At 71.4% G+C, this 13,389-nt stretch carries 12 protein-coding genes; 1 reads left to right on the top strand and 11 read right to left on the bottom strand.

All coding sequences use genetic code 11. From position 1 onward, the window contains the following. Positions 1–32 precede the first annotated feature (32 nt). From ACH45N_RS19620 to ACH45N_RS19665, 10 genes are all read right to left on the bottom strand, one after another. Positions 33–1,700: an FAD-dependent oxidoreductase gene (locus ACH45N_RS19620; protein WP_397396877.1), complete on the bottom strand. Its 1,668-nt coding sequence runs from the start codon at positions 1,698–1,700 to the stop codon at positions 33–35. Continuing rightward, entirely contained in the window at positions 1,678–1,953 is a 276-nt protein-coding gene (locus tag ACH45N_RS19625; RefSeq protein WP_397396879.1) for a UBP-type zinc finger domain-containing protein, read from the bottom strand. Before ACH45N_RS19625 ends, ACH45N_RS19620 begins: the two co-directional genes overlap by 23 nt. Beyond that, positions 1,950–2,402 (bottom strand): thioredoxin, encoded by a 453-nt coding sequence (gene trxA / locus ACH45N_RS19630; protein WP_397396881.1) that lies wholly within the window; start codon positions 2,400–2,402, stop codon positions 1,950–1,952. The genes ACH45N_RS19625 and trxA overlap by 4 nt, the downstream gene beginning before the upstream one ends. After that, on the bottom strand, positions 2,399–5,035 hold the full coding sequence (gene clpB / locus ACH45N_RS19635; protein WP_397396883.1) for an ATP-dependent chaperone ClpB: 2,637 nt from the start codon (positions 5,033–5,035) through the stop codon (positions 2,399–2,401). The genes trxA and clpB overlap by 4 nt, the downstream gene beginning before the upstream one ends. Next, on the bottom strand, positions 5,026–5,346 hold the full coding sequence (locus ACH45N_RS19640; protein ID WP_397396885.1) for a chaperone modulator CbpM: 321 nt from the start codon (positions 5,344–5,346) through the stop codon (positions 5,026–5,028). Before ACH45N_RS19640 ends, clpB begins: the two co-directional genes overlap by 10 nt. Then, a complete protein-coding gene (locus ACH45N_RS19645) occupies positions 5,343–6,308 on the bottom strand; it encodes a DnaJ C-terminal domain-containing protein (protein ID WP_397396887.1) in 966 nt (321 codons plus the stop codon). The genes ACH45N_RS19640 and ACH45N_RS19645 overlap by 4 nt, the downstream gene beginning before the upstream one ends. Beyond that, positions 6,308–6,874: a nucleotide exchange factor GrpE gene (locus tag ACH45N_RS19650; protein WP_397396889.1), complete on the bottom strand. Its 567-nt coding sequence runs from the start codon at positions 6,872–6,874 to the stop codon at positions 6,308–6,310. The genes ACH45N_RS19645 and ACH45N_RS19650 overlap by 1 nt, the downstream gene beginning before the upstream one ends. 5 nt (positions 6,875–6,879) lie before the next feature. Beyond that, positions 6,880–8,787: a molecular chaperone DnaK gene (gene dnaK / locus ACH45N_RS19655; protein WP_397396891.1), complete on the bottom strand. Its 1,908-nt coding sequence runs from the start codon at positions 8,785–8,787 to the stop codon at positions 6,880–6,882. A 106-nt stretch (positions 8,788–8,893) separates the two neighbouring features. Then, positions 8,894–9,766, bottom strand: coding sequence for an MEDS domain-containing protein (locus tag ACH45N_RS19660; RefSeq protein WP_397396893.1), 873 nt, complete (start codon positions 9,764–9,766; stop codon positions 8,894–8,896). Between the two features lie 104 nt (positions 9,767–9,870). Then, positions 9,871–11,067 (bottom strand): Gfo/Idh/MocA family protein, encoded by a 1,197-nt coding sequence (locus ACH45N_RS19665; RefSeq protein ID WP_397396895.1) that lies wholly within the window; start codon positions 11,065–11,067, stop codon positions 9,871–9,873. Between the two features lie 152 nt (positions 11,068–11,219). Between ACH45N_RS19665 and ACH45N_RS19670 the strand changes: the two genes are divergently transcribed. Beyond that, a complete protein-coding gene (locus ACH45N_RS19670) occupies positions 11,220–12,080 on the top strand; it encodes a helix-turn-helix domain-containing protein (RefSeq protein WP_397396897.1) in 861 nt (286 codons plus the stop codon). Here the strand turns inward: ACH45N_RS19670 and ACH45N_RS19675 are convergent. Then, positions 12,061–13,389: an ABC transporter substrate-binding protein gene (locus ACH45N_RS19675; RefSeq protein WP_397396899.1), complete on the bottom strand. Its 1,329-nt coding sequence runs from the start codon at positions 13,387–13,389 to the stop codon at positions 12,061–12,063. The two genes, ACH45N_RS19670 and ACH45N_RS19675, sit on opposite strands and share 20 nt — an antisense overlap.

Here is a 13,389-nt window from a genome sequence, read left to right on the forward strand (position 1 = left end):
CGGCGGTCCCGGATGTCCGCGCCGAGGGTCGCTCACCGGCGCCCCACGGCCTCCAGGTAGTCGTGGACCTGGCGGATAGCGGCCGAACCCTCGCCGACGGCCGCGGCGACGCGCTTGACCGACCCGCTCCGCACGTCACCCACGGCGAACACCCCGTGCCGGCGGGTCTCGAGCGTCCCGTCGTGACATCCGGCAGCGAGCCCGGTGAGCACGAAACCCCCGGCGTCCAGCGGGACCTGTCCCCGGAGCCAGTCGGTGTGGGGCGCCGCACCGATCAGCACGAACAGGGCCGTCGTCGTGACGCGGTGCTTCTGCTCCGTGCGGAGGTCGCGCAGCAGCACCTCCTCGAGCGCCTCGTCGCCGAGGAGCTCGGCCACCTCGGTGGTGCGCCAGACCCGGATCCGTGGGGACTTCTCGACGCGCTCGGCCAGGTACCGGGACATGTCCCTCCCGAGGTCCTCGTGCCGCACGACCAGGTTCACCTCCGGCGACCGTCGGGCCAGGAAGCAGGCGGCCTGGCCCGCGGAGTTGCCGCCGCCCACGACCGTGACGGCGTCCTGGCGGCACAGCCGGGCCTCGAACTCGGTGGCGGCGTAGTACACGCTGCTGCCCTCGAGGCGGTCCGTCCCCGGGACGTCGAGACGTCGGTAGCGCACGCCCGTGGCGACGAGCACGGCGTGCGCGTCCAGGTCGCCTCCCTCCGCCAGCCCGACCACGTGGTAGCCGTCGGCCTGCGTGAGGGAGGTGGCCTCGCCCGGGACGGTGAACCCGGCGCCGAACTTGCGGGCCTGGACCACGGCGCGGTCCGCCAGCTCGCCGCCCGTGATACCGGCGGGGAAGCCCAGGTAGTTCTCTATCTGGGACGACGTGGCCGCCTGCCCGCCGGTGGCGAACGCGTCCAGGACGATGGTCGAGAGGCCCTCGGAGGCGGCGTAGACCGCCGCGGCAAGCCCACCCGGGCCCGCGCCCACCACGACGAGGTCGTACGCCGTGCGGCTGGGCGCCGCACGCAGCCCGAGGAGGTCGGCGAGCTCCGTGGTGCCGGGGTTCCGCAGGACCGTCCGCCCCTGCCAGATCACCACGGGCGTCTGGTCGGGTGGGATGTCGAACGCCCGCAGGGTGGCCTCCGCCCCGGGATCGTCCTCCACGTCCTCCCACCGGCACGGGATGCGGTTGCGGCTCACGAAGTCGCGCAGGAGGCGGGTGCCCGCGGAGTAGCGGGAACCGATGATCCGCAGTCCGGCCCCCAGGTCGGCGCGGATGTTGCGGCGAAGGATGAGGGCCCGCAGGATCAGGTCCCCGAGCGCCTGATCCTGGGTGACCGCCTCCTTGAGGCGGTCGTAGGGCACCTCGACGACCTCGACGTCGGTCTGGGCGACGGCGGTGACGTAGACGGCCTGGCCGGTCAGCATCGAGAGGTCACCCACGAAGCGCCCCCGCCCGTGGATCGCGAGCACGCGCGGTTCGCCCCCGGGACCGTCCTCCTGGACCACCCGGACCCTGCCGTCCAGCACGACGAACAGGCCGCGGTCGCGGTCCCCCTCCGAGAACAGCACGGTGTCCCTGGTCAGCGGCTTCCGTTCGCCGTGCTGGGAGAGCAGCATGATCTGCTCGTCGGTGAGTCGAGGGTAGGCACCGGTGATGTCAGGGGTCTCGGGCAGGTCCTCGAGCTCGGCGTCAGACGAACTGCTCGTCGGCATAGCACCACCTCCAGTCCTCCCCCGGCTCGATCGAGCGCACCACGACGTGGCTCGTCGCGGCGGCGTGAGCGCGCGCATGCCGCATGGGTGACGAGTCGCAGCAGCCGACCTGGCCACAGGTCAGGCACTGGCGCAGATGGACCCACGGGGTGCCCAGCAGCACGCACTCCGGGCACACGTGCCGGGCGGGCGGCGGCACGGGCCGGACGATCTCGAGGTGGGGGTCGTCGACGCCGACCGGGCCGGCGGTCATTCTGACCTCGCCGGGAGCGCGGACTCCAGCCAGGAACGCAGCCGCGGCTCGGGCAGGGCGCCGATCTGCTGGTCGACCACCCGGCCGTGGTCGAGAAGGACCAGCGTCGGGATCGACCGGACGTCGAACCGCCGGCTCACCCCGGGGTTGTCGTCGGCGTTGACCTTGACGAGCTTGAGGTGGCCGGCCAGCTCGCCGGCCAGCTTCTCCAGGGCCGGGCTCACCATCCGGCAGGGCCCGCACCACGGCGCCCACACGTCGACCAGCACGGGCACGCCGGACTGGTCGACGACGGCGTGGAAGTCGGCGTCGTTCGCGTCCACCACCCAGCGCAGCGGGGTGCTGCATCTCCCACAGCGGGGTGTCCCCGTGGCGACCACCGGGACGCGATTCGTGGCGCCGCAGGTGCCGCACACGACCTTCGTCGACCTCTGGGTCTCCCCGCTCATGCGACGGCCCGCCCCTCGGCGGAGCTCCCGGCCGCGGTCACCGTGAGCGCCCGGTCGACCACGTCGACCGAGACCGTGCCGCCGTCGGCGGCGTCGCCACGCAGCAGAGCCCGGGCGACCTGCGTCTCCACCTCGCGGGCGATGTACCGGCGCAGCGGGCGGGCGCCGTACGCCGGGTCGAAGCCCTGGTCCGCGATGAAGCGGCGGGCCTCGGCCGTGACGTCGAGCGTGATCCGCATGTCGGCCAGGCGCTCGCGCAGCTCCTCGAGCTGGAGGTCGACGATGCGCTCGATCTCGGCGAGCGTCAGCGGCTTGAACATCACGATCTCGTCGACGCGGTTGAGGAACTCCGGGCGGAAGTGCGACTGCAGGGTGGTCATCACCATGGAACGCGCCTCGTCCTTGACCTCGCCGTCCGCGGTGACCCCGTCGAGGAGGTATTCCGAGCCGATGTTGGAGGTCATGATCAGCACGGTGTTGCGGAAGTCGACGGTCCGGCCGTGGGAGTCGGTCAGGCGGCCGTCGTCGAGCACCTGGAGCAGCGTGTTGAAGACGTCGACGTGGGCCTTCTCGATCTCGTCGAGCAGGACCACCGAGTAGGGCTTGCGGCGCACGGCCTCGGTGAGCTGACCGCCCTCCTCGTACCCGACGTAGCCGGGGGGCGCCCCGACCAGCCGGCTGACCGTGTGCCGCTCCTGGTACTCGCTCATGTCGATCCGGACCATGTTCTCGGCGCTGTCGAACATCGCGGCCGCCAGCGTCCTGGCCAGCTCCGTCTTCCCGACGCCCGTGGGGCCGAGGAAGATGAACGAGCCGATGGGCCGCCGGGGGTTCTTGATGCCCGAGCGGGCGCGGACGACGGCGTCGGCCACGAGCTGGACCGCCTCGTCCTGGCCGATGACACGTTCGTGCAGCACCTCGTCGAGGCGGAGCAGCTTGTCACGCTCCCCCTCCTGGAGGCGCGTGACCGGGATGCCGGTCCACCGGGACACGACGTCGGCGATCTCGTCGGCGGTCACGACCTCACGCAGCAGCCCGCGCCCGCCCTGCTTGCCCACGAGCCTGGACTCGGCCGCCTCCAGCCGGCGCTGGATCTCCGGGAGCCGGCCGTGCCGGAGGGACGCCGCCCGGTTGAGGTCGTACTCGCGCTCGGCCCGCTCGCTCTCCAGGCGGACCTGTTCGAGCTCCTCACGCAGGGACTGCACCTCGCGCAGGGCCGACCGTTCGGCCTCCCACTGCGCGCGCAGGGCGTCGGCCTCGGCCCGCGCGTCGGCGAGCTCCTTGCGCAGCTCCTCGAGGCGGTTCCTGCTCGCGGCGTCGCTCTCCTCCGAGAGCGCCGCCTCCTCGATCTCCATCCGGGTCACCCGCCGGGTGAGCTCGTCGAGCTCGGCGGGCATCGAGTCGATCTCCGTGCGCAGCATCGCGCAGGCCTCGTCGACGAGGTCGATCGCCTTGTCGGGCAGGAAACGGTCGGAGATGTAGCGGTGGCTCAGCGTCACGGCAGCCACCAGTGCGCCGTCGTGGATCTTCACGCCGTGGAAGACCTCGAACCGCTCGCGGAGCCCGCGCAGGATCGAGAGGGCGTCCTCCTCGTCGGGCTCGTCGACGAGGACCGGCTGGAACCTGCGTTCGAGGGCCGCGTCCTTCTCGATGTGCGTGCGGTACTCGTCGAGCGTGGTCGCGCCGATCATGTGCAGCTCGCCGCGGGCGAGCAGCGGCTTGAGCATGTTGCCCGCGTCCATCGCCCCCTCACCGGCGCCCGCGCCGACGACGGTGTGCAGCTCGTCGACGAACAGCAGGATGTGGCCCCCGGCGGACTGCACCTCGTTGAGCACGGCCTTCAGCCGCTCCTCGAACTCGCCGCGGTACTTCGCCCCCGCGACGAGCGCCCCCATGTCCAGGGCGAAGACGGTCTTGTCGCGCAGGCCCTCGGGCACGTCTCCGTCGGCGATCCGCTGGGCGAGGCCCTCGACGATCGCCGTCTTGCCGACGCCGGGCTCGCCGATCAGCACGGGGTTGTTCTTGCTCTTGCGCGACAGGATCTGGATGGTCCGGCGGATCTCGGCGTCCCGGCCGATCACCGGTTCGAGCTTGCCGGCCGTCGCGGCCGCGACGAGGTCGCGCCCGTACTTCTCGAGCGCCTCGTAGGTTCCCTCGGGCGTCGCCGAGGTCACCCGCTGGTGCCCGCGGACCTCTGTCAGTGCGGCCAGGAAGCTGTCGCGGGTCAGCCCCTGCGCCTGGAGGAGCCGCCCGGCCGCCGAGCCCGAGCCTTCCTCCAGCAGGGCGATGACGAGGTGCTCGACCGAGACGTACTCGTCCTTGAGCCGGCGGGCCTCACGGTCCGCGACGTCGAGCAGCCGCGACAGCCGCTGGGTGACGTGCACCTGCCCGGGGGTCACGCCGGGGCCGCTGACGCGCGGGCGGCGACCGAGCTCGGTCTCCAGGTCCTCGCGCAGCCGCCCAGGGTCGCCCCCGGCACGGGTCAGCAGGGGCGCGACCAGGCCCTCCGTCTGGTCGAGGAGCGCCAGCAACAGGTGCTCCCCGTCCACCTCGACGTGGCCGAAGCGCAACGCCTTCGTCTGGGCGTCGTGCAGCGCCTCCTGCGACTTCTGGGTCAGTCTGTTCATGTCCATGGGGCGTCTCCTCGTCGCGGCACCCGCCGCCGTGTCCTCTCCAGCTCTGCGATCCGGTCGAGCAGCTCGACCACCAGCCCGATGGCGGAGTAGCTGAGGTTCAGGCTCATGCGCAGCCGCTGGATCCTGGCCATCTCCCGCACCTGGGACGGGTCGAACCACAACCGCCCGTGCGCGTCGCGGGTGACGTCCAGCAGTCCGAGCGCGACCAGGCGGCGCACCAGCAGGGGATGCACCCCGGTGACCTGCGCGAAGCTGTCCAGGCTGAGCCGGTAGGGCCGGGCGAGGGCGAACTGTGCGGCCGGCGTCATCGTCTGCTCCTCGGGTCGAAGCCGGAGACCCGCGCGAGCTCCTCGAAGAGCCGACGCTCGTCGTCGGTGGGCGCGTCGGGCACGCGGATCTGGAGCTCGGCGTAGAAGTCGCCCGGCGTGCCTCGTCTGCTGGGCAGCCCGCGGCCCTTGAGCCGCAGGCGGCGGTGGCTGGACGAGCCGGCCGGGACCTTCACCGTCGCGGTGCCGCCCGGGGTGTCGACGGAGACCGAGGCACCCAGCGCCGCCTCCCACGGAGCGATGGGCACGAGTGCGTGCAGGTCGCGGCCCTCGACGCGGTAGCGCGGGTGGTCGGCGATCCGGACCACCAGGTAGAGGTCCCCGGCCGCGGCCGAGCCGCTGCCCTGGCCACCCTGGCCGCGCAGCCGGATCCGCTGGCCGTCGACCACACCCGGCGGGATGGTGACGTCGAGCGTGCGAGGGCCCGGGCCGCCGCTGATCGTGACGCTGCGCTCGGTGCCGTGGTAGGCCTCCTCGACCGATATCTCGACCTCGGCCTCGTGGTCGGAACCCGCGACCGGGCCCGGCCCCCAGCCGTCCCAGCCCGGTCCACCGCGCCGCCCGCCGCCGAAGATCCCGCCGAGCAGGTCCTCGATGTCGACGTCTTCCCCGAAGCCGCCCGACCCGAAACCGGCCCCCGACGAGCGTCGGCCACGCGCGCCCGCGCCCGCATCGGCGTAGGTCTGGGCCCGGCGCCACGCGGCGGGGTCCGTGTCGGGGGGAACACGTCTGAAGTCGTCGCCGAAGGCGTCATAACGACGACGCAGCTCAGGATCCGACAGCACGTCGTAGGCCTCGGCGATCTCCTTGAACCGCTCCTCGGCCTCGGCGCTCTTGTTGACGTCCGGGTGGTTCTGGCGCGCCAGCCTGCGGTAGGCCCGCTGGATCTCTGCCGCGTCGGCCTCGCGGGCGACACCGAGGACCTCGTAGAAGTCCCTGGCCATCAGGACTCCCTGGTGGCCACGACGACCGCGGCCGGCCGCAGGATCCTGTCGTCGGACCCGTAACCGGGACGGACGACCTGAGCGACCGTCCCGGGCACCAGCCCCTCACCGGACACGGTGCCGACCGCCTCGTGCACGGCCGGGTCGAACGCCCGGCCGGCGTCGTCGCGCCGCGGGTAGCCGAGGTCGGCCAGGACGTCGACCGCCTGCGCGAGCACGGCCCGGACGCCTTCGACCACGGGGTCCGGGTCGGACGACGCGTGCGCGAGCGCCCGCTCCAGGTTGTCCAGGACCGGCAGCCAGCGGCCTGCGACGGCCGCGCGCTCCTGCTCGCGGGCGCTGACCACGTCGCGCGCGCCGCGCTTGCGGACGTTGTCCAGCTCGGCCGCCGTGCGCCGCCACGCATCCTCGAGGTCGGCGATCCGACGATCCTGGTCGCCGGGCTCGGCAGCGCGCTCGTCGGCGCGCTCCAGGGTCTCGTCCGCCGGGCTCTCGTGCGCCAGGGCCTCGTCCTGACCTGGCTCGTCCGCCGGAACCGCTGTCGTGGGTGCCTCGTGCTCGGACATGGCGGTCAGTGAGACGTGAACTCGGCGTCGATGACGTCGTCGTCATCACCGGAGGACCCGTCACCGGGGCCGCTCGCCGACCCGGCCGCTGACGATCCGGCCGCCGACGACGCGGCTCCGCGGGTGGCGGCGCCGAGCGCCTGGTGCAGCTGGTGGAGCTCTCCCGTGAGTGCGCGGAGCCGGTCGACGGGCTCGTCCCCCTCGACGGCCTGCCGGGCCTCCCCGAGGAGCAGCTCGGCTCGCGCACGGTCGTGCTCGGGCACGGACGTGCCGGCCTCCTCGAGAACCTTGCCGACCTGGTAGGCCACGGAGTCGAGCTCGTTCCGGGCGTCGACCCGTTCGCGCAGCGCCGCGTCCTCGCCGCGGTGGGACTCGGCGTCCTTGATCATCCGGTCGACCTCCTCCTGGCTCAGCGTGGAGGTCTCGCTGATGGTCACCTGCTGCTCGGCGCCGGTGTCCTTGTCGCGCGCCGAGACGTGCAGGATCCCGTTGGCGTCGATGTCGAACGTCACCTCGATCTGCGGCACGCCGCGGGGCGCGGGCCGGATCTTCTCCAGGCGGAACCGGGCCAGCACGCGGTTGTCCGCCGCTCTCTCCCGTTCGCCCTGGAGGACGACGACGTCGACCGCCGGCTGGTTGTCCTCCGCCGTGCTGAAGATCTCGGTGCGGCGGGCCGGGATGGTCGTGTTGCGTTCGATGACCGTGGTCATCACCCCGCCCATCGTCTCGAGCCCGAGCGACAGGGGCGTGACGTCGAGGAGCAGGACGTCCTTGACGTCGCCCTTGATGATCGCCGCCTGGACGGCCGCGCCGATGGCGACGACCTCGTCCGGGTTGACGGTCATGTTGGGTTCCTTGCCGCCGGTCAGGCGGCGGACCAGTGCCTGCACGGCCGGGATCCGCGTCGAACCGCCCACCAGGATGACCTCGTCGATGTCGTCCGCGGTCACCTTGCCGTCCTTCATGGCCTGCTGGACCGGGCCGAGGCAGCGCTCGACGAGGTCGTCGGTGAGCTGCTCGAAGGTCGACCTCATCAGGTTGACGTTGAGGTGCTTGGGGCCTGAGGCGTCAGCGGTGACGAAGGGAAGGTTGACGGCGGTCTGCGACACCGCGGAGAGCTCCACCTTGGCCTTCTCGGCGGCCTCGAACAGGCGCTGCAGGGCCTGGGGGTCGTCGCGGAGGTCGATGCCGTTCGACTTCTTGAACTCCTCGGCCAGGTGGTCGACGATGCGCCGGTCGAAGTCGTCGCCGCCCAGGTGGGTGTCCCCGGCCGTCGACCTGACCTCGACCACGCCCTCCCCGACGGTCAGGATGCTCACGTCGAACGTGCCACCACCGAGGTCGAAGACCAGCACGGTCTCGTTCTCGAGCTTGTCCATCCCGTAGGCCAGGGCCGCCGCCGTCGGCTCGTTGATGATCCGGAGCACCTCGAGCCCCGCGATCTTGCCGGCGTCCTTGGTGGCCTGCCGCTGCGCGTCGCTGAAGTGCGCCGGGACGGTGATGACCGCTTCGGTGACCCGTTCGCCCAGGAACTTCCCGGCGTCGTCGACCAGCTTGCGGAGCACCTGGGCCGAGATCTCCTCCGGGGCGTACAGCTTGCCGTTGACCTGGAAGCGCGCGGCGCCGTCGGGATCCGCGACCACGTCGAACGAGACGGCGTTCAGCTCGCTGCTGATCTCCTCGTACTTGCGGCCGATGAACCGCTTCGCGGAATAGATGGTCCCCTTCGGGTTCAGGATCGCCTGGCGTCGGGCCATCTGACCGACCAGCCGCTCGCCGTTCTCCAGGAAGGCGACCACCGACGGCGTCGTCCGGTTGCCCTCCGTGTTGGGGATGACCTGCGGCTGTCCGCCTTCCATCGCCGCGATCACCGAGTTGGTCGTGCCCAGGTCGATACCGACTGCCCTGCCCATGACTGGTCCAATCGCCGGAGGTACGTTCCACCGGCCATGCTGCTCGGGCGTGCACGTCGCCCACATCCCGTGAACGGGGTAATCGAGGGACCGGATCGGGCCCGAGCTAGCCCGTGGCGCCGTGGTGCTGCAGGGCGAGCACGGTCAGCTCGACGCGCGTGTGGATGTCGAGCTTGACGTAGATGTGCTTGAGGTGGGCATCCACGGTGTGCGGGGACAGGTACAGCACCTCCGCGATCTCGCGGTTGGTCAGCCCCCGGGCGACGCCGGAGCCGATCCGCAGCTCCGCGTCGGTCAGGGACGCCCACCCGCCCGCTCCCTGTTCGCGACCCGCACCTGCCTTGACCAGGGGATACGGCGATCCCGAGGTGAGCTCGGCCGGCGGGGCGTACTCCGTCGGGTCCACATAGTGCGGGTTGTCGATCACGGTGCGGTCCAGCAGGACCCGCGGGTGGGTGTGCAGCACCTCGACGAGCATGTCGGCCCCGAACTTCTGCAGGTCGTAGAGGCAGATGAGGATGGCGGACATCTGCACGACGGCCTGGTTGACGGCCGACTCGTAGCGGAACAGCTTCTCCCAGCCCGGAGGGCCCGGCAGCACCCACGACATCTCGCCGGCGGCACGCAGGAGGTCGAAGTCGTCGCCGACGGCCGCGTCCATCCGCTCGAGGAGGAAGCCCATCATGTCGTCGATGCTGAACGCCCCCGAGCGGAGGTAGGTGTCCGACGCCCGCTCGACGTCGAGCTGGGCCGACCAGGGGGAGTGCTCCGGGCCGGCCGTTCGCAGGGCCCGGTCGCGGACTCGGTCCGGCTCGACGTCGTCGATCAGGCACAGACACTTGTCGCCGTGCCGCAGCCCCTCCTCCAGGAAGGAGAACAACAGCCGGTCGCGCTCGTCCGGGCCCGAGTAGAGCGCACAGAAGTGCGTTCCTGGTCGGACTCCCACGACCCCGGGGATCCCCAGGTTCAGACTGTTCATCACGGCCACCGTTCCCGAGAAGACGCTACTCGGATTCAACAACAGGTGGGCCCCGCTCGCTCGGGCCGCGAACGCCCCCAGGTCAGGGCGGCCGCGGCCGCCGGTCAGCTCTGCGGCGGGTCCCCGAAGTCGCGGACGTCCAGCCGCACGCCGCCCTTGAGCGCCGACTCGTGCGCCACGATGCCGGGCATCGTGTACCGGGCCGCGGCCCAGGCGTTGACGGGCGGGAGCGCGCCGGTCGTGACGGCCGTGACGAAGTCGTCGGCCAGGAAGTGGTGGCTGCCCTCGTGGCCGTTGGAGACGCCTCTGAACTCCTTCGGCAGCCGCGAGCGGTCGTGCACCGGTGCCGAGCCCGAGGTGAAGGCGTCCCGCAGCGCGGGCGAGACGTGCTCCAGCGACGGGTCGTCGGCCGAGAGCGTGGGCCTGGGCGCCAGGTGCTCCGTGAGGTCCACGACCTCCTGCTTGTCCTGCCAGAGGCTGACGTTGACGAGCTGCTCCATGCTGGCCTCGGTGCCGAAGAACCGGAACCGCGACTCGCGGAAGTGCGAGGGGAACCCGACCCGGCGGAACTCGTTGATGCGGAACGCTCCGCCACCCGCGGCCTCGAACAGCGCGGTGGCGTTGGAGAAGTCGTTGGCGAACTGGCTGACGTCCTTGTCGAACACCCCGTCCCCGCGGTCGTCGAGCACGCCGATCGCCGAGACGCTGGTCGCGTGCGTCTGCCAGGCGCCGAGGATCCCGCCCAGGGAGTGCGTGGGGTACATCAGGGGCGGGTAGCTCGCGGTGGACCTCCAGTTCTCACCGCCGCTGTACCGGTACGCGTCGTAGAAGCCGAGGTCCATGTCGTGCAGGTAGTCGCCCTCGGCGTAGAACAGCCGGCCGAAGGCGCCCTTCGCGGCCTGGTCCCGGGCGTGGACGGTCGCCGGGTTGTAGTAGCTCGTCTCGCCCATCATGTAGGTCAGCCCGGTCTCGCGGACCGCCTCGACGATCGCGGCGATCTCGCCCTCGGAGACCGCCATCGGCACCGAGGAGTAGACGTGCTTGCCGGCGCGCAGCGCCTGGACCACCAGGGGCCCGTGCGTCCAGCGCTGGGTGAAGATCGCGACGGCGTCGACGTCGGAGGCGAGCAGGTCCTCGAAGGACGGGACGGTCCCGGCGAGGTCGTACTCGCCGACGAGCCGCTCGGCACGCTCGGGCAGCAGGTCGGTGACATAGATGTCCCCGACACCGGGGTGCAGGTTCCAGAGCTTGACGAACTGCCCGGCGAACTGCCCGGCTCCGACGATGCCAAGTGTGAACACGGATGCTCCTTGTCCGGGCCGCGACGATGCGGCCGTGGGTGTGACGACGGCCGGCGGCCGCGTTGACGGCCTCGACCCTACGTACCTACGATCAGCGAATTCTTCACGGATCCGAGCCGGTTCTTCCAGGATCCTCAGGCACCGGGAGACGGATGACGTCGCAGATCGAGATCGAGCCGTCCGCTCTCCTGAGCTGGTCCGGCCGCCCCACCCTGATGGGCACGGCCCACCAGCACGACGACCTGGAGATCAACCTCGTCAGCGAGGGCGGCACGATGCTCTACCTGTTCGGCGGCGCGCCGGTCGAGATCGGCCCCGGGTCGGTGGCGGCGTTCTGGGCGGCGGTGCCCCACCAGCTCATCGCCAGCACGGCGACCCGGGCGCACTGGGTGCACGTGCCGTTCTCCACGTTTCTCGGCTGGGGCCTGCCCGCCGCCCTGGTCGGCCGCCTGCTGTCCGGCATGCCGCTGATCTCACCGCCGGAGGCAGCGCTGGCGACCGACCCGGCGAACTTCACGCACTGGGCCGCCGACCTGTCGGGCGACCAGCCCGAGCTGCGGCGCATCGCGATGCTGGAGATCGAGGCCCGGGTGCGCCGGCTCGGACTGGCCACACCGGGACAGCCGGTGCGGCAGTTCGCGGCCGGCGACCCGGCGCTGCGCCAGGTGCTGGCGATGGTGCGGCACATCGCCGAGCACTTCCGCGAACCGCTCACGGTCGCGGACGTCGCACGGACCGTGCGGCTGCACCCCAACTACGCCATGGCCCAGTTCCGCAAGGTCGTGCACACCACCATGGTCGACTACCTGACCCGGTGCCGGCTGGCCGAGGCGCGGCGGCTGCTGGTGACCACCGGTCTGCCGGTCGCCGACGTCGCGGCAGAGTCCGGCTTCAGCTCCGTGAGCCGGTTCTACACCGCGTTCGGCGACGTCTGCGGCATGCCTCCGGCGGCGTACCGGCGCGAGAACCAGCACGACCAGCCGCGCCTCCCGGTCAGTCGAACAGGGCGTTGACCTGCTCGTTCGCCTCGGTCAGCGAGCTGACGTCGGCCTTGCCGCCCAGCACCTCGTCCATCGCGGGGGTCATGATCGCGTGCACGTCCGAGGCGTGGTCGGTCACCGGGAACAGGAACGTGGTGCCGTCCTCGACCTGGGTGGTGAACGGCGAGACGTCGATGCCCTTCTCGGCGAACGCCTCCGTGGCGATCTCGGCCGAGCTGGTGATGGCCGGGAACACGACGCCGGCGGCGCCCACGAGGTCCTGGCAGTCGGTCGAGCCCAGGAACGCGACCCACTTCGCGGCGCCCTCCGGGTTGTCCGTACCCGCCCAGACGGAGTCGGCCAGGCCGTTGAACATGCTCGCGCGCTTCCCGTTCGGGCCGGTGGGCGTGGGTGCCAGGCCGACGTCGACGCCGTCGTAGCCGAAGTAGGTCGAGAGCATCCAGTCGCCACTGATGTTGATGGCGGACTTGCCCGCGCCGAAGTTGTCGTTCACCGACGCGCCGATCGTGGTCTCCAGCGGCGGGGCGTACCCCTTCTCGATCAGGGAGTACCACCAGGCGATGGTCTCCTGGAAGCGCGGGTCGTCGTAGTTGTAGTGCGTGCCCCAGGGGTTCTTGTCGGTGTGCGTCCAGCCCGTGGTGGCGGTGTACATGCTCCACTCGGTCTGGCCGTTCTCGTAGCCGGCGCCGGGGATACCCAGGCCGTAGACGGCGACGTCCTCCTTGTCGAAGCCCGGCTCGTCACCGCGCACGCCGTTGGCGTCGACGGTCAGGCGCGCGATGGTCTCCTCGTAGCTGCCACCGTCCTCGGGGTTCCAGTCGAGGTCCTGCATGTCCTTCTCCGACAGCCCCGCATCCTTCACCATCTCCTGGTTGTAGAAGATCGCGACGGTGTCCCAGTCCTTCGGCAGGCCGTAGCGCTTGCCGTCCTGCGCGACCCACAGGTCGGCCAGCCCGGCCGAGTACTGGTCGAGGTCGACGTCGGCGATGTGGTCGTCCAGGGCCAGGAGCTGCCCGTTCGCCACGAACTCGGGGTACTTGGACACGTGGTCGGTGAACACGTCCGGGCCCGTGCCCGACGAGAACGCGGTGGTCAGCGCCGACCAGTAGTCGTCCCAGCCGCGCTGCGTGATCTTGACCGTCAGGTCGGGGTTGGCCTCGTGGAAGGCGTCGGCGCACTGCTGGTAGGCGGGCTGCTGGTTCGAGTCCCAGAGCCAGTAGTCGATCTGGCCCTCCGCCTCGGCGCCGGACGACCCGCCCGCGCAGGCGGTCAGGGACAGGGACGCGAGGGCGACGGCGCCCGCGAGAATCTTTCGCTTCAT

It is taken from the genome of Promicromonospora sp. NPDC019610, from assembly GCF_044389365.1.
Taxonomy (GTDB): domain Bacteria; phylum Actinomycetota; class Actinomycetes; order Actinomycetales; family Cellulomonadaceae; genus Promicromonospora.